Here is a 15561-nt window from a genome sequence, read left to right as displayed (position 1 = left end):
CCTGCCTCGGTGGCGTGGATGGTGGTGACCAGTGGCACGTCCAGGTGTTCGCGCAGTGTCATCGCGGTGTGTGCGACGAGCCAGTCGTGGGCGTGGATGACGTCGTAGGTGCCGGTTTCGGTGGCGCGTAGTGCGGCCCGGGTGAGGGTGTGGTTGAACGCCATGGTCCAGGCCAGCAGTGATGAGGTGGCGAGGGGGAACGTGACGGGGTCCTCGGCGGCGCGGACGATGCGGACGCCGTCGGCGTACTCCTCGAGGGGGGCGCCCTCGGCGTGGCGGGTGACGACTGTGACCTCGTGTCCGGCGGCGGCCAGGGCGACCGACAGGGCATGGACGTGGCGGCCGAGGCCACCGACGAGCACCGGCGGGTACTCCCACGACAGCATCAGGATGCGCCGTGTCCGGGGCGCGGCCCCGGCCGGCGACGGCGGGGTCGGGCGGGAGGTGAGAGTGGGCCGGTGGAGCCGGTCCGTCGCGGTGGCGGGCTGGGCGCCGACCCGCAGAGTGGTCACGTGGATCTCCGTCCGTGCAGGGTGAGACACGCCGGCTTCGGTGGCGGCGACAGGCGGTGGTGAGGGTGGTGAGGGGGGTGGTGAGGGATGACCGAACGGCCGGGCGGCCCGCGCGCGGGCCCGGATCCAGGAAAGTCCATCCGGCGCCGGTCCGCATCTCGAAAAGGGCGATCGTGACGGATGACACCCGAACGTCTATCCGGACTCAGGAGGGTGGATTCGGTTACGGTCCGAACGGGTGGATTGGCGGAGGGTGCGGCGGGGCATCACCGACGTGCGCATCGGCGGTTCCCCTGTCCGGTGTGCTCACGATCATGGGCCGAAGGAGCGACATGCAGGTCTGGCCGGGCGAGAGTTACCCCCTCGGCGCCACGTACGACGGGATGGGCACCAACTTCGCGATCTTCTCCGAGGTGGCGGAGAGGATCGAGCTGTGCCTGTTCGACGAGTGGGACATCGGCACCGAGCGCCGGGTGGAGCTGCGCGAGGTCGACGCGTACGTCTGGCACGCCTACATTCCGGGCGTCGGGCCCGGCCAGCGCTACGGCTACCGGGTGCACGGCCCGTGGAACCCGGCCGAGGGGCTGCGCTGCAACCCGCACAAGCTGCTGCTCGACCCGTACGCGAAGGCGGTCGACGGGGAGGTCACCTGGCACCCGTCGGTCTACGACTACGAGGTGGGCGGCGACCCGGACGTGATGAACACCGCCGACTCGGCGCCGTACATGCCGAAGTCGGTGGTGGTGAACCCGTACTTCGACTGGGGCAACGACCGGCCGCCCCGCACGCCGTACCACCACTCGGTGATCTACGAGGCGCACGTGCGCGGCCTGACCATGCGCCACCCCGGCATCCCGGAGGAGTTGCGCGGCACGTACGCGGCGATCGCCTCCCCGGTGATGATCGAGCACTTCAAGCGGCTCGGCGTGACGGCGGTGGAGCTGATGCCGGTGCACGAGTTCGTGCACGACCACCGCCTGGCCGACCTGGGGCTGCGCAACTACTGGGGTTACAACACCATCGGCTTCTTCGCCCCGCACCACGGCTACTCCGCGCTGGGCCGCCTGGGCCAGCAGGTGCAGGAGTTCCGGGGCATGGTCAAGGCGCTGCACGCGGCAGGCATCGAGGTGATCCTCGACGTGGTCTACAACCACACCGCCGAGGGCAACCACCTCGGGCCGTCGCTGAGCTTCAAGGGCATCGACACCCCGAGCTACTACCGGCTCTCCGAGGACGACAGGCGCTACTTCGTCGACTACACCGGCACCGGCAACAGCCTCAACGTGCGCAGTCCGCACTCGCTGCAACTGATCATGGATTCGCTGCGCTACTGGGTCACCGAGATGCACGTCGACGGCTTCCGGTTCGACCTGGCCGCCACGCTCGCCCGCGAGTTCTACGAGGTGGACCGCCTGTCCACGTTCTTCGAGGTGGTGCAGCAGGACCCGGTGGTCGGCCGGGTCAAGCTCATCGCCGAGCCGTGGGACGTCGGTCCCGGCGGCTACCAGGTCGGTAACTTCCCGCCGCAGTGGACCGAGTGGAACGGCAAGTACCGCGACACCGTACGCGACTTCTGGCGCGGCGAGCCGGCCACGCTCGCCGAGTTCGCCTCCCGCATCTCCGGCTCCGCCGACCTCTACCAGGACGACGGCCGCCGCCCGTTCCACAGCATCAACTTCGTCACCTGCCACGACGGGTTCACGCTCACCGACCTGGTCTCCTACAACGACAAGCACAACGACGCGAACGGCGAGGACAACCGGGACGGGGAGAGCCACAACCGGTCCTGGAACTGCGGCGTCGAGGGGGACACCGACGACCCGGGCGTACGCGCGCTGCGCGCCCGGCAGCGGCGCAACTTCCTGGCCACGCTGATCCTGTCCCAGGGTGTGCCGATGCTCGGTCACGGTGACGAGCTGGGCCGCACCCAGGGCGGCAACAACAACGCCTACTGCCAGGACAGCGAGATCGCCTGGGTCGACTGGGAGCGGGCCGACGACGAGCTGCTGGACTTCGTCCACCGGCTCACCGCGTTCCGCAACCGGCACCAGGTGTTCCGCCGCCGCCGGTTCTTCACCGGCCTGCCGGTGGGCGGCCGGGCCGCCGGCTCCGGGCTGCCGGATCTGGCCTGGTACACCCCGGACGGGCGGGAGATGACCGGCGAGGACTGGGGCAACGACTTCGGCCGCTCGGTGGCCCTGTTCGTCAACGGCGACGGCATCGGCGAACGCGGCCAGTACGGCCAGCGCCACCGGGACAGCTCGTTCCTGCTGCTGTTCAACGCGCACGACGCGCCGCTGGACTTCACGCTGCCCGGTGAGGAGTTCGGCACCCGGTGGGAGCTGGTGATCAGCACTGCGGAACCCGATCCGGAGAAGACGACGCTCGTCGAGGCGGGCGGCACGGTCTGCGTGCCGGACCGCTCGCTGCTGGTCCTGGAGAGGACGGCCTGACCGATGCCCGACACCCCTCGCTCGACCTACCGGGTCCAGGTGCGTCCCGGCTTCGACCTGGACACCACGGCCGAGCTGGCGGGCTACCTCGCCGCGCTCGGCGTCACCCACCTCTACACCGCGCCGCTGCTCACCGCCACCCCCGGCTCCGCGCACGGCTACGACGTGGTCGACCACCGCGCGGTCAACCCGCAGCTCGGCGGCGACGCCGCCCGGGTGCGGCTGGTCCGGGCGCTGCGCGCGGCCGGGCTGGGCCTGGTCGTGGACATCGTGCCCAACCACGCCGGAGTGGCCCGGCCGGAGGCCAACCCGGCCTGGTGGGACGTGCTGCGGCGGGGACGCGACTCGGCGTACGCGCACTGGTTCGACATCGACTGGGACCGGGGGAGGCTGCTGCTGCCGGTGCTGGCCGACACCGCCGACGCGCTCGACGACCTGCAGTTCGTCGACGGGGAGCTGCGCTACCACGAGCACCGCTTCCCGGTCGCCGACGGCACCGGTGAGGGCACGCCCCGCCAGGTGCACGACCGGCAGCAGTACGAGCTGGTGAACTGGCGGCGCGGCGACGCCGAGCTGACGTACCGCCGGTTCTTCGCCGTGTCCGACCTGGCCGGCCTGCGGGTGGAGGACCCGGAGGTCTTCGACGCCACCCACGCGGAGATCTTGCGCTGGGTCGACGCCGGGGAGGTCGACGGCATCCGCGTCGACCACCCGGACGGGCTGCGCGACCCGGCCGGCTACCTGGCCCGGTTGCGCGCCGCCGCGCCCGGGAGCTGGCTGGTGGTGGAGAAGATCCTGGAGTACGGCGAGGACCTGCCGGACTGGCCGGTCGACGGCACCACCGGCTACGACGCGCTGGCCGCCGTGTCCGGGCTGTTCGTCGACCCGGCCGCCGAACCGGAGTTCACCACGCTGGACGGCCGGCTGACCGGGCGGCACACCTCCTGGCCGGACCTGACACACGCCACCAAGCTGGAGGCCGCCACCCGGCTGCTCGCCGCCGAGCTGACCCGGCTGGCCGCGCTCGTGCCGGAGCTGCCCGGCGAGCAGGTGCGCGCGGCCCTCGCCGAGCTGGCCGCGTGCTTCCCGGTCTACCGCGGCTACCCGCCCTCCGGCGCCCGTCATCTGGCCGCCGCCCGCAGCGAGGCCGGCCGCCGCCGCCCCGACCTGACCGGCGTGCTGGACGCGGTCACCGCCCGGCTACGCGATCCCGGCCACGAGCTGGCCGCCCGGTTCCCGCAGCTCACGGGTGCGGTGATGGCAAAGGGCGTGGAGGACACCGCGTACTACCGGTGGAGCCGGTTCGTCGCCCTCAACGAGGTCGGCGGCAGCCCGGCCCACTTCGGTGTGCCGCCGGCCGAGCTGCACCGGTTCGCCGCCACCCGGCAGGTGCGCTGGCCGGCGAGCATGACCGCGCTCTCCACCCACGACACCAAGCGCGGCGAGGACGTCCGCGCCCGGCTCGCGGTGCTCTCCGAGCTGCCGGGCCGCTGGGCCGAGCGGGTCGCCGACTGGATGTCCCGCGCGCCGCTGGCCGACCCCGCGCTGGCCCACCTGCTCTGGCAGACCGCCGTCGGGGCGTGGCCGATCGAACGGGAGCGACTGCACGGGTACGCCGAGAAGGCCGCCCGGGAGGCGTCGGTGAGCACGAGCTGGGCCGACCCGGACCCGGCCTTCGAACACGAGCTGCACGCGCTGGTCGACCGGATGTACGACGACCCGGAGCTGCACGCCCAGATCACCGCGTTCGCCGCCGAGATCACCCCGCCCGGCTGGTCGAACGCGCTCGGGCAGAAGCTGGTGCAGCTCGCCATGCCCGGTGTGCCCGACGTCTACCAGGGCACCGAGCTGTGGGAGAACTCGCTCGTCGACCCGGACAACCGGCGGCCGGTCGACTTCGCCGTACGCCGGGACATGCTGGCCCGGCTCGACGCCGGATGGCGGCCCGCGGTGGCCGGCGACGGCGCGGCCAAGCTGCTCGTGGTGTCCCGCACGTTGCGGCTGCGCCGCCACCGCCCGGACCTGTTCGGCGGCTACCGGCCGGTGCCGGCGTGCGGTCCGGCCGCCACGCACGCGGTGGCCTTCGACCGGGGCGGCGCGGTCGCGGTGGCGACCCGGCTGCCGCTGCGGCTGGCCCGTTCCGGCGGCTGGCGGGACACGACCGTGTCACTTTCCGTTCATCAGTGCACCGACTTGTTCACCGGGCGGGTCTACAGTGGTTCTGAGCTGCTCCTGGATGATCTGCTGAGCACCTACCCCGTCGCCCTCCTCGCACCCACCGACTCTGTGGAGGCCGCCGCATGACCGAGTTCACGGTGTGGGCGCCCGAGGCCGCCCGGGTGCGGCTGCGCCTGCCCGGCGCCGCCGACCAGGCGATGCGTCAGGGGCCGGACGGCTGGTGGCGGGTCGAGGTGCCCGACGCCGGGCCGGGCACCGACTACGCGTTCCTGCTCGACGACGACGACCAGGCCCTGCCCGACCCCCGCTCGGCGTGGCAGCCGGCCGGGGTGCACGGTCCCAGCCGGCTCTACGACCACGCCGCGTTCGCCTGGTCCGACGCCGACTGGACCGGCCGGCAACTACCCGGCAGCGTGCTGTACGAGCTGCACATCGGGACGTTCACCCCCGAGGGCACGTTCGACGGGGCGATCGCCAAGCTGGACCACCTGGTCGACCTCGGTGTCGACATGGTCGAGCTGCTGCCGGTGAACGCGTTCAACGGCGAGTACAACTGGGGCTACGACGGTGTCTGCTGGTACGCCCCGCACGAGCCGTACGGCGGTCCGGACGGCCTGAAACGGTTCGTCGACGCCGCCCACGCCAAGGGCCTGGGGGTGATCCTCGACGTCGTCTACAACCATTTCGGGCCCTCCGGGGCCTACGCGCCGCGGTTCGCGCCGTACCTCACCGAGCAGAGCAACACCTGGGGCCGCACGGTCAACCTGGACGGCCGGCACTCCGACGGGGTGCGCCGCTACATCGCCGACAGCGTGCTGACCTGGCTGCGCGACTACCACGTCGACGGGCTGCGGCTGGACGCCGTGCACGCGATGCCGGACGGCCGGGCCGTGCACTGGCTGGAGGAGGTCGCCACCGAGGTGGCGGCGCTGTCGACGCACCTCGGCCGGCCGCTGTCGCTGATCGCCGAGAGCGACCTCAACGACCCGCGCCTGATCACGCCCCGGGAGGCGGGCGGGTACGGCCTGCACGCCCAGTGGAACGACGACGCCCACCACGCGCTGCACACGCTGCTCACCGGCGAGCGGCAGGGCTACTACGGCGACTTCGGCTCCCTGGACTGCCTCACCGACGTGCTGACCGGCGGGTTCTTCCACGCCGGCACCTGGTCCAGCTTCCGGGGCCGCAGCCACGGCCGCCCGGTCGACAGGCAGCGCACGCCGGGTCACCGCTTCGTGGCGTACCTGCAGAACCACGACCAGATCGGCAACCGGGCCACCGGTGACCGGATCTCCGCCACCCTGTCGCCCGGCCTGCTGCGGGTGGGCGCGACGCTGCTGATGACCGCGCCGTTCACGCCGATGCTGTTCATGGGGGAGGAGTGGGCGGCAGCTACGCCGTGGCAGTTCTTCACCAGCCACCCGGAGCCGGAACTGGCCGCGGCGGTCGCCACCGGCCGCCGGCGGGAGTTCGCCGATCACGGCTGGGCCACCGACGACGTGCCCGACCCGCAGGACCCGCAGACGTTCCTGCGATCCCGCCTGGACTGGGCCGAGCTGGACAAGCCGGAACACCGTGAGACGTACGACCTCTACCGGCGGCTGATCGCGCTGCGCCGGTCCCGGGCCGACCTGTCGGACCCTCGGCTGGACCGGGTCGACGTCCGCCACGGTGACCGGTTCCTGGTGATGCGGCGCGGCGACACGCTCGTGGTGGCCAATCTGGCCGGCCGGGCACAGCGGATCAACCTGCCCGGGGTGGTACGCCGCGTGCTGCTCGCCACCTCCGAGGGGGTGACGGTGATGCGCGACGGCATCGAGCTGCCGCCGGAGTCGGCGGCGATCGTGGCGCTCTGACCGTCCGGCCCGCCCGTCTCGCCCGCCCGTCGGCGCCGATCTTTGGAGGTGTGGTGCCTCGAATGTCGTAGATGCCGGGTTGGCGAACCACCGCAACTCCAAGATCGGCGGAGAGACGGCGGTGAGTTGGACGCGGCGGCGTGGTCCAACCTCCGACGGCCCGACTCTGGAGGTTCCCCATGTCCGACAGCCCGACCCGGGACGAACTGTGGGCGCTCGCGCACGTCGAGCGCGCCGCCCTGGCCGACGATCTCGCCGGGCTCGACGCGGCGCAGTGGGCCTCGCCCTCGCTGTGCGGCCGGTGGACGGTGGAGGAGACGCTCGCGCACCTGACGGCGGCGGGCAGCGTCGGCCGCGTCCGCTGGCTCGTCAGCGTGCTCGGCGCCCGGTTCGACTTCGATCTGCACAACGACCGCCGGCTCGCCGAGCACCGGGGCGCCGACCCGGGTGAGACCCTCGACCGGTTCCGCCGGATCATCGGCCGCACCACCTCGACGTTCGGGCCGACCGAGGCCTGGCTCGGTGAGGTGGTCGTGCACGCCCAGGACATCCGGCGTCCGCTCGGCCTGGCCCGGACGCCGTCGGTCGCGGCTGTCACGCCGGTCGCCCGGTTCTTCGCCGGCCGGGACTTCACTGTGGCGGGGCGCAGCGCGATCGAGAGCCTGCGGGTGGAGGCGACCGACGGGCCGTTCACCGCCGGCGCCGGCGCGCTGGTCAGCGGCACCACCGTCGCGCTGGTGATGGCGATGGCCGGGCGGGCCGCCTACTGCGACGACCTCACCGGGCCGGGCGTGCAGACGCTGCGGCAGCGCTGCGCGCCCGCCTGACGACGCCTGCCTGACGACGCCCGGCGGTGGCGGGGACGTCATCTCGGCAGCGTCAGGATCTCCGCGCCGTCGTCGGTGATGGCGATCGTGTGCTCGCTGTGCGCGGTGCGGCAGCCGGTCGCGCTGCGCAGCGTCCACCCGTCGGCGTCGGTGACCAGCGTCGCGGTGTCCGCCATCACCCACGGCTCCAGCGCCAGCAGCAGCCCGGGACGCAGCGTGTAGCCGCGACCGGGCCGCCCGGTGTTCGACACGTGCGGATCCTGGTGCATCGTCGACCCGACGCCGTGGCCGCCGAACTCGGTGTTGACCGTGTATCCGGCTCCGGTGAGGACCGAGCCGATGGCGTGCGAGAGGTCGCCGACGCGGGCCCCGGGACGGGCTGCGGCGATCCCGGCCTGCAACGCCCGCTCGGTCGCGTCGATGAGCGCGACGCTCTCCGCGGGCCGGGCGTCGCCGACGAGGAAGCTGATCGCGGAGTCGGCCACCACCCCGCCCAGTGAGACGGCCAGGTCGAGGCTCAGCAGGTCGCCGTCGGCGAGCGTGTAGTCGTGCGGCAGCCCGTGCAGCACCGCGTCGTTGACCGAGGTGCAGATGTAGTGGCCGAACGGGCCGCGCCCGAAGGACGGCTCGTAGTCGACGTAGCAGGACTGCGCCCCGGCCTCGACGATCATGAGCTGCGCCTCCCGGTCGATGTCGAGCAGGTTCGTGCCGACCGTGGTGCTGCTGCGCAGCGTCTGGAGGATGTGGGCGACCAGGGCGCCGGTGTCCCGCGCCCGCCGTACGTCGGTGGGGCTCAGGATCTCGATCATGCAGGCGCCTTCCTCGCGGGACCAATAAGTATCCCGGCCATGTTATCCCGGTACTAGAATCCTGGCATGGTCAGGTTGCCCCTCACCCCCGCCGAGGTCGAACGCGGGCAGCGCCTCGGCGCGCTCCTGCGCCGCGCCCGGGGTGGGCGTTCGATGCTGCTCACCGCGCTCGACGCGGGCGTCTCCCCGGAGACGCTCCGGAAGATCGAGTCCGGCCGGGTCGCCACGCCGGCGTTCCCCACCATCGCGGCCATCGCCGACGTTCTCGGCCTCTCCCTCGACGAGGTGTGGTCCGAGATCAACAGTTCCGGAGCCGCGGGGCGCCTCGCGCCGTCCGAACGACGCCTGGCCTCGTAGGGCCGCCCAGCGCCCTGCTGATCGTCGCGGTGCCCAGCTACCACGTCGCGCCGACCCGCCGGCCCGACGCACGGTCACCGCGCCGGCCCGGCTCAGGGGATCGGCCACTCGTGCACGGGCCGGTTGCTGTGCATCAGGTCGACGTAGTGGCGGACCACCTCGCGCAGTGCCGCCGGCCGGTCCATGTGGTCGGCCGACTCCAGCCGGTGCAGCGTCTCCACCTGCCACGTCGCGCCGTTGCGGCCGGTCAGGCAGCGCTGCTCGACGATGCCGAGCAGCCGGTCCCGCTCCGCCGGGTCCAGGCCCCACCGGTCCAGCCCGTGATGGGCCATCGGCAGCAGCCGGCGCAGCACCAGCTCGGTCACCGGCAGGTAGCCCAGCCCGGGCCAGTACACCTGGGCGTCGATGCCGTGCCGGGCGCAGGCGTTGAAGTTCTCCTCGGCCGCGCTGAACGACATCTGCGACCACAGCGGACGGTCGGACTCGGCGAGCGCCCGCACCAGGCCGAAGTAGAACGCGCCGTTGGCGACCGTGTCCAGCACGGTCGGCCCGGCCGGCAGCACCCGGTTCTCCACCCGCAGGTGCGGCCGGCCCTTGAGCACGTCGTAGACCGGCCGGTTCCACCGGTAGACGGTGCCGTTGTGCAACCGCAGCTCGGCCAGCTTCGGGACGCCGCCGCTGTGCAGCGTGGCCGCCGGGTCCTCCGGGTCGCAGACCGGCAGCAGCGCCGGGAAGTAGCGGACGTTCTCCTCGAACAGGTCGAAGACCGAGGTGATCCAGCGCTCGCCGAACCACACCCGCGGGCGTACGCCCTGGGCCTTGATCTCCTCCGCCCGGGTGTCGGTGGCCTGCTGGAAAAGCGGCACCCGGGTCTCGCGCCACAACTCCCGGCCGAAGAACAACGGGGAGTTCGCCCCGAGCGCCACCTGGATGCCGGCGACCGCCTGGGCCGCGTTCCAGTAGTCGGCGAACTGCGCCGGGCTGACCTGGAGGTGGAACTGGGTGCTGGTGCACGCCGCCTCCGGCGTGATGGTGTCGGCGCTGGTGGCCAGCCGCTCCACCCCGCTGATCGCGATCGGCAGGTCCTCGCCGCGGGCGGCGAAGATCTGCTCGTTGAGCAGCGCGTACCGGGGGTTCGCCGACAGCGTCTCGGCGGTCAGGTGCTCCGGGCGCAGCGTCGGCAGGATCCCGACCATCACCATGTGCGCGCCCACCGTGCGGGCCTTCTCCTCGGCCGCGTTCAGGCTGGCCCGGACGTGCTCCTCGAACGCCGCCGTGCCGGTGCCGGCGAGCCGCCGCGGCTCGACGTTGATCTCCACGTTGAACTGGCCCAGCTCGGTCTGGAACGCCGGGTCGGCGATCGCCTCCAGCACGTCGGCGTTGCGCATGGCCGGGTCGAAGCCGTCGTCGACCAGGTTCAGCTCGATCTCCAGGCCGGTCATCGGCCGCTCCACGTCGAACCGGGACTCGCGCAGCATCTCGGCGAACACGTCCAGGCACCGCCGGACCTTCTCGCGATAGCGGGCCCGGTCCTCCCGGCTGAAGGTACGTACGCCGACGTCCTCGCCCATGGTCACCACCCTGTCACCGTTGGTTCTCCCCAACCTCGCACGCAGTGGCGGGTCAGGAAAGGCCCGGAGGCCCTTTCTGTACCCCGTGACGGCCCCGGTGATCCCCGTCGCGGGGCGGCGGGTTCCGGCCGGGCGGCGCGGCCCGGGCGGATAGCATGGCCGCCGACGGCGAAGGGGAGTGGCTGATGCGCGACGGGTGGAGCCGGGCGTTCGTGGTGGCGGCGTTCGCCGAGGCCTGCTCGTGGGCGGCGCTGCTGGCCGGGATGGCGGTCAAGTACGGCCCGCCCGGTGACGAGATCGGCGTGAAGATCTTCGGCCCCGTCCACGGCGCGCTGTTCGTGGTCTACGGCCTGCTGGCGCTCGTGGTGGCCCGGCGGCGCCGCTGGACGCTCGTGCAGACCGGGCTGGCCCTGGTCGCCGCCGTGCCGCCGTTCGCCACGGTGCTGTTCGAGCGCTGGGCGAGCCGCCGTGGCCTGCTCGACGCGCCGGCTGTCGCGCAGCGGCCGCTCACCCCGGCCGGTCGCTGACCGCGGCGACGTCCCCCGCGAGGAAACCGGCCAGCACGTCGGTCAGCTCCCGCGGCGCCTCCTCGGCCATGTGGTGCCCGGACGGAACCGACGCGGTCCGCACGTCGTCGGCCCAGTCCCGCCAGATCGCCGCCGGGTCGCCGTACAGGTCGACCATGTCGTCGCGCTCGGACCAGGCGAACAGCACCGGGCAGGCGATCCGCCGCCCGGCGGCCCGGTCGGCGTCGTCCGCCGCCCGGTCCGGGCCGAGCCCGGCCCGGTAGTCCTCGCACATCGCGTGCACCGTGGCCGGATCGTGGATGGCCTGCCGGTAGTCGGCGTACGCCTGCTCGCCCATCTCCTCCGGTGATCCGCCGTACCAGGCGTCCGGGTCGGCGTTTATGACCCGCTCGGCCGGCTTGGCGAGCTGGCCGAGGAAGAACCAGTGCCACCAGCGGGCGGCGAACCGGGCGTCGCAGCGGGCCAGCGCCTCGCCGATCGGCACCCCGTCCAGCACGCCGAGACGGCTCACCCGGTCGGGATGGTCCAGGGCGGTCCGCATGGCCACGTACGCGCCGCGGTCGTGACCGATCACGGCGGCCCGGCGGTGGCCGAGCGCGTCGAGCAGCCCGACCACGTCGGCGGCCATCGCACGCTTCGAGTAGACGGTGTGCTCCGGGTCGCTCGGCGGCTTCGACGAGCCGCCGTAGCCGCGCAGGTCCGGGCAGATCACCGTGTGCCGCGCCGCCAGCCGCGGGGCCACCCGGTGCCACGTCGCATGGGTACGCGGGTGCCCGTGCAGCAGCACCACCGGTGGCCCGGAGCCGCCGTGGCGTACGCGCAGGCGCACCGCGCCGACGTCGATCTCGGTGAGCGTGAATCCTTCGAACATGGCCGCAGCGGTGCCCGCCGTCGCCCGGCGGGAAACACGCCCTACGTCAGGGCCGAGCAGGCGGCCACGCCGAGCAGCAGCACGACGCCCAGCATCGCCTGGAGCAGCAGCGCGGGCCCCAGGTGCGACCAGAGCGTCGCGGTACGCGGGGTGAGCAGTTGCCCGGTGGTCAGGTTGACGATCCGCTCGACCCGCGGCGGCAGGTCCTCGTCCCGTTGCGGCCGAAGCGTGAGCTGGATGTGGTCGCCGGGGTGCAGCGCGCTCTGCGGCAGGTGGCCGTGCAGCTCGACCTCGACCAGCCGGCCGGTGGCGTCGCGTACCCGGACCGGGGTGACCAGGAACTCCGGCCCCTTCTTCAGCTCCTTGAAGCTGCGCCGGGCCCCACCGCCGCCGCTGCTGAGCAACGCGCGCACCACCTTCAGCAGCAGCCCCACCACCCCCGCGGCGGTCAGCACCGCGACCAGGGCGGGCTGCCCGACCCGGACCTCCCGGGCGTAGCCCTCCATCAACCGGATCAGACGCCCGGTGACGACGCGTTCCGTCGGGCTGACGATGCGCCGGCTGTACAGCTCCGTGTCCATGTTCACCACCGAGAGTCCCGTTCCGTGCACAGATGGTATCGGCCCTTCGGGTTGAACGACGTGAATGAACATCGGTCACGCCCGGGATGCGGGGCAGGTGAACTCCGCCGGGGCGCGGGTATGCGTGCGGCCGAGCCGGAAAGGGGTCGAGCATGCAGCTGTCCTTCCTGCGCCCGCTCTACGACCGTCCCGGGCCCTGGTGCTCGGTGTACATGGACGCCTCCCGCGACACCCAGGACGCGCGAGCGCAGGTCGACCTGCGCTGGCGGGCCCTCAAGGGCGACCTGCTGGGGCAGGGCGCCGACCCGGTCACCGTCGAGGCGGTGGAGGGGGTCGTACGCCGGCACCAGCCGATGCCCGGCGACTACGGCATCGCCGTGTTCGCCAGCCGGGGCCGGGTGGTGCTCACCGAGTACCTCTCCGCGCCGCCACTGCGTGACCTGGCGAGCTGGTCGGCGTTGCCGCACACCATGCCGCTCGTCGCCCAGCGCGGTGAGCAGGTGGCCTGGGTGCGGGTACTGGCCGACCGTACCGGCGCGGACGCCATGGCGGTCAGCGCCGGCGGGGTGCCCCGGCGGGCGCAGGTGCGGGGCGGGCAGAGCCGCCAGCTGCGCCGGGTGCAGCCGGGCGGCTGGTCGCAGTCCCGCTATCAGCGCGCCGCGATGGAGGCGTGGCACCAGAACGCCGGTGACGCCGCGGCGGCCACCGCCGACCTGGCCGAGCGCGTCGGCGCGGACGTCGTGGTGGTGGCCGGGGACGTCCGGGCCACCGGCATGATCGCCGCCCAGCTTCCCGCCCGCTGGCAGGACGTCCTGGTGCGCATCGACGCGGGCGCCCGCGACGTCGGTGCCGACGACACGCTGATGGACGACATCACGGTGCAGACCGTCGCCGAGGTCGCCGACCGGCGGATCGCCGACGCCCTGGACCGCTTCGGCGTCCAGGAGGACGTCGGCGCCGGACTCGACGCCGTGGTCTCCGCGCTGCAACGCAACCAGGTCGACACCATGCTGATCGTCGACGACGCGTCGGCCGACGGCGAGCTGTGGGTGGGCCCCGAGCCGACCGAGATCGCCACCGACCCGGCGCAGCTGAGCGGCATGTCGGTGGCCGACCCCCAGCAGGTACGCGCCGACGCGGCGTTGCTGCGCGCGCTGATCGGCACCGACGCGGACCTCACCGTGCTCGCGCCCGACGAGGCGCCGGAGTTGACCGACGGGGTCGGCGCGGTGCTGCGCTACGTCGACGCGAGCACGCCGGGGCGGGGTAATGGCTGAGCGTCTCGTCGCCGACCTGGTGGTCGAGCGCCTGCGGGCCTGGCGGGTGCCGCGGGTGTTCGGCTGTCCGGGCGCGGCGATCGCCCCGCTCGTGGGCGCGCTCGACGACGCGGGCGGGGACCCGGCGTTCGTCCCCGCCCGGCACGAGGAGACCGCCTCGTACATGGCCACCGGCCATGCGAAGTTCACCGGCGGTGTCGGGGTGTGCCTGGCGACCCAGGGGCCCAGCGCGGTGCACCTGCTCAACGGGCTCTACGACGCCAAGCTCGACAGCAAGCCGGTGGTCGCGATCATCGGCGAGGACGTCACCGGCCCGCTCGGTGGCGCGCACGAGGAGATCGGGTTGAGCCGGCTGTTCGGCGACGTGTGCAACCAGTTCGTCCGCTACGGCCGCAGCCCGGAACAGGTGCCCGTGCTGCTGGACCAGGCGTTCCGCACCGCCGCGGCGACCCGCAGCCCGACCTGTGTGGTGCTGCCACGGGCGTTGCAGGTCACCGCCGTACCGGACCTGGTGCCGCAGACCGCCGGGGTGCTCACCGCGACGCCCGGCGAGCCGCTGGCCCGGGTGCTGCCACACGACGCCGACCTGGACGCCGCCGCCTCGCTGCTCGGCAACGGGCAGCGGGTGGCGGTGCTCGTCGGTCAGGGCGCGCACGGCGCGGCCGAGGAGATCGTCGCGCTCGCCGACCGGCTCGGCGCCGGCGTCGCCACGTCGCTGCTGGGCAAGCCGGTGCTCGACGAGCGGCTGCCGTTCCACACCGGCGTGCTCGGCGAGGTCGGCACCACCGCCGCCGCGCAGCTCATGGGCGGCTGCGACACGCTGCTGATGATCGGCACCAACGATCCGTGGACCGACTGGTTCCCGATGCCCGGCCAGGTGCGGACCATCCAGATCGACATCGACGGCCGCCGCATCGGCACCCACTACCCGGTGGACGTGCCGCTCGTCGGCGACGCCGCCGAGACGCTGCGGGCGCTGCTGACCCGGGTGCCGGAGAATCCGCACCGCGAGTGGCGCGCCATGGTGGAGAAGATGGCGGACCGGTGGCGTGTGGCCGCCGCCGAGCGCACCGCCACGCCCGCCGAGCCGGTCGACCCCCGGCTCGTGCTCCGCGAGCTGTCCGCCCGGCTGCCCCGGCACGCCGGCGTGGCCGTCGACGTCGGCTCGGTCGTCTACTGGTACGCCCGGCACCTGGAGCTGCCGCCGGGAGTGCAGGCCAGGCTGTGCGGCACGCTCGGCTCGATGGGCTGCGCGCTGCCGTACGCGGTCGCGGCCAAGCTGGCCCGCCCGGACGAGCCGGTGCTCGCGCTGCTCGGCGACGGCGCGATGCAGCTCAACGGCCTGGCCGAGCTGATCACGGTGGCGCACCACTGGACGGCCTGGCGCGATCCCCGGCTGATCGTTCTGGTGCTGAACAACCGGGACCACTCCGGCGTCGGCAGCGGCCGGTCACCGGGGGAGCGGCGGCTCGAGGTGCCGTACGCCGGGTGGGCCCGCCTGCTCGGGCTGCACGGCGTGCGGGTGGACCGGCCGGATCTGATCGGACCCGCGTGGGACGAGGTGCTCGCGGCCGACCGGCCCGCCGTCCTGGAGGCGGTGGTGGACCCGGCCGTGCCGCTCGACCCGCCGGAACCGGCGCTGGCCGATCTGCGCGGCCTGGTCGCCGACGGGGACGCGGCCCGCCGGGTGCGGGAGCGTGTGATCCAGACCGAGGCCATCGCGGCGGACGAAGTCGTTTAGC

The 15561-nt window shown here is 73.2% G+C and carries 13 protein-coding genes; 8 read left to right on the top strand and 5 right to left on the bottom strand.

The genetic code is table 11. The annotated features are described in order from the left end of the window. Positions 1 to 512, bottom strand: a 512-nt coding sequence (locus tag C569_RS0124815; RefSeq protein WP_018788444.1) for a glycogen/starch synthase, incomplete at its 3' end; no start/stop codon positions are given. 332 nt (positions 513 to 844) lie between these two features. Here C569_RS0124815 and glgX point away from each other — a divergent pair. The 4 genes from glgX to C569_RS0124795 all read left to right on the top strand — a co-directional run bounded on the left by glgX (position 845) and on the right by C569_RS0124795 (position 7826). Continuing rightward, positions 845 to 2965 carry a glycogen debranching protein GlgX gene (glgX, locus tag C569_RS0124810; protein ID WP_018788443.1) on the top strand — a complete coding sequence of 707 codons (2121 nt, stop codon included), beginning with the start codon at positions 845 to 847 and terminating at the stop codon, positions 2963 to 2965. Positions 2966 to 2968: 3 nt separating this feature from the next. Then, the gene (gene treY, locus C569_RS0124805) at positions 2969 to 5269 is read left to right on the top strand and encodes a malto-oligosyltrehalose synthase (RefSeq protein WP_018788442.1); all 2301 of its coding nucleotides are present in this window, start codon (positions 2969 to 2971) and stop codon (positions 5267 to 5269) included. Then, positions 5266 to 6999, top strand: a complete 1734-nt coding sequence (gene treZ / locus C569_RS0124800) for a malto-oligosyltrehalose trehalohydrolase (RefSeq protein ID WP_018788441.1) — start codon at positions 5266 to 5268, stop codon at positions 6997 to 6999. The genes treY and treZ overlap by 4 nt, the downstream gene beginning before the upstream one ends. A 179-nt stretch (positions 7000 to 7178) precedes the next feature. Beyond that, positions 7179 to 7826, top strand: a complete 648-nt coding sequence (locus C569_RS0124795; RefSeq protein WP_018788440.1) for a maleylpyruvate isomerase family mycothiol-dependent enzyme — start codon at positions 7179 to 7181, stop codon at positions 7824 to 7826. 38 nt (positions 7827 to 7864) lie between these two features. Here the strand turns inward: C569_RS0124795 and map are convergent, their stop codons facing one another. Further along, complete coding sequence (gene map, locus C569_RS0124790) at positions 7865 to 8635, bottom strand: type I methionyl aminopeptidase (RefSeq protein ID WP_018788439.1); 771 nt, start codon at positions 8633 to 8635, stop codon at positions 7865 to 7867. A 66-nt stretch (positions 8636 to 8701) separates the two neighbouring features. On the opposite strand from map, the gene C569_RS0124785 reads away from it, so the two are divergent. Then, positions 8702 to 8992 (top strand): helix-turn-helix domain-containing protein, encoded by a 291-nt coding sequence (locus C569_RS0124785; RefSeq protein ID WP_018788438.1) that lies wholly within the window; start codon positions 8702 to 8704, stop codon positions 8990 to 8992. Positions 8993 to 9084: 92 nt separating this feature from the next. On the opposite strand, the gene C569_RS0124780 is transcribed toward C569_RS0124785, so the two are convergent. After that, positions 9085 to 10563: a glutamate--cysteine ligase gene (locus tag C569_RS0124780; RefSeq protein WP_026268605.1), complete on the bottom strand. Its 1479-nt coding sequence runs from the start codon at positions 10561 to 10563 to the stop codon at positions 9085 to 9087. 155 nt (positions 10564 to 10718) lie between these two features. Between C569_RS0124780 and C569_RS0124775 the strand changes: the two genes are divergently transcribed. Then, positions 10719 to 11090 (top strand): DUF3817 domain-containing protein, encoded by a 372-nt coding sequence (locus C569_RS0124775; protein ID WP_018788436.1) that lies wholly within the window; start codon positions 10719 to 10721, stop codon positions 11088 to 11090. Here the strand turns inward: C569_RS0124775 and C569_RS0124770 are convergent. Continuing rightward, positions 11071 to 11961: an alpha/beta fold hydrolase gene (locus tag C569_RS0124770; protein WP_018788435.1), complete on the bottom strand. Its 891-nt coding sequence runs from the start codon at positions 11959 to 11961 to the stop codon at positions 11071 to 11073. The two genes, C569_RS0124775 and C569_RS0124770, sit on opposite strands and share 20 nt — an antisense overlap. A gap of 41 nt (positions 11962 to 12002) precedes the next feature. Next, entirely contained in the window at positions 12003 to 12551 is a 549-nt protein-coding gene (locus C569_RS0124765) for a hypothetical protein (RefSeq protein WP_018788434.1), read from the bottom strand. Between the two features lie 143 nt (positions 12552 to 12694). Here C569_RS0124765 and C569_RS0124760 point away from each other — a divergent pair, with 143 nt between their 5' ends. Together C569_RS0124760 and C569_RS0124755 are read left to right on the top strand one after the other, a co-directional pair. Beyond that, positions 12695 to 13819: a Vms1/Ankzf1 family peptidyl-tRNA hydrolase gene (locus C569_RS0124760; RefSeq protein ID WP_018788433.1), complete on the top strand. Its 1125-nt coding sequence runs from the start codon at positions 12695 to 12697 to the stop codon at positions 13817 to 13819. After that, positions 13812 to 15560, top strand: coding sequence for a thiamine pyrophosphate-requiring protein (locus tag C569_RS0124755; protein WP_018788432.1), 1749 nt, complete (start codon positions 13812 to 13814; stop codon positions 15558 to 15560). Before C569_RS0124760 ends, C569_RS0124755 begins: the two co-directional genes overlap by 8 nt. Position 15561: the final 1 nt, after the last annotated feature.

The sequence above is a fragment of the Micromonospora sp. CNB394 genome (assembly GCF_000374985.1).
Classification (GTDB): domain Bacteria; phylum Actinomycetota; class Actinomycetes; order Mycobacteriales; family Micromonosporaceae; genus Micromonospora; species Micromonospora marina.
The sequence above is the reverse complement of the archived record's forward strand: the minus strand, read 5'-3'. Positions and strand labels throughout refer to the sequence as shown.

What these genes read in the sequence shown, in the direction of transcription:
- glgX (WP_018788443.1), top strand. Translation starts at nt 845, where the DNA reads ATGCAGGTCTGGCCGGGCGAGAGTTACCCCCTCGGCGCCACGTACGAC.
- treY (WP_018788442.1), top strand. Translation starts at nt 2,969, where the DNA reads ATGCCCGACACCCCTCGCTCGACCTACCGGGTCCAGGTGCGTCCCGGC.
- treZ (WP_018788441.1), top strand. Translation starts at nt 5,266, where the DNA reads ATGACCGAGTTCACGGTGTGGGCGCCCGAGGCCGCCCGGGTGCGGCTG.
- C569_RS0124795 (WP_018788440.1), top strand. Translation starts at nt 7,179, where the DNA reads ATGTCCGACAGCCCGACCCGGGACGAACTGTGGGCGCTCGCGCACGTC.
- map (WP_018788439.1), bottom strand. Translation starts at nt 8,635, where the DNA reads ATGATCGAGATCCTGAGCCCCACCGACGTACGGCGGGCGCGGGACACC.
- C569_RS0124785 (WP_018788438.1), top strand. Translation starts at nt 8,702, where the DNA reads ATGGTCAGGTTGCCCCTCACCCCCGCCGAGGTCGAACGCGGGCAGCGC.
- C569_RS0124780 (WP_026268605.1), bottom strand. Translation starts at nt 10,563, where the DNA reads ATGGGCGAGGACGTCGGCGTACGTACCTTCAGCCGGGAGGACCGGGCC.
- C569_RS0124775 (WP_018788436.1), top strand. Translation starts at nt 10,719, where the DNA reads ATGGCCGCCGACGGCGAAGGGGAGTGGCTGATGCGCGACGGGTGGAGC.
- C569_RS0124770 (WP_018788435.1), bottom strand. Translation starts at nt 11,961, where the DNA reads ATGTTCGAAGGATTCACGCTCACCGAGATCGACGTCGGCGCGGTGCGC.
- C569_RS0124760 (WP_018788433.1), top strand. Translation starts at nt 12,695, where the DNA reads ATGCAGCTGTCCTTCCTGCGCCCGCTCTACGACCGTCCCGGGCCCTGG.
- C569_RS0124755 (WP_018788432.1), top strand. Translation starts at nt 13,812, where the DNA reads ATGGCTGAGCGTCTCGTCGCCGACCTGGTGGTCGAGCGCCTGCGGGCC.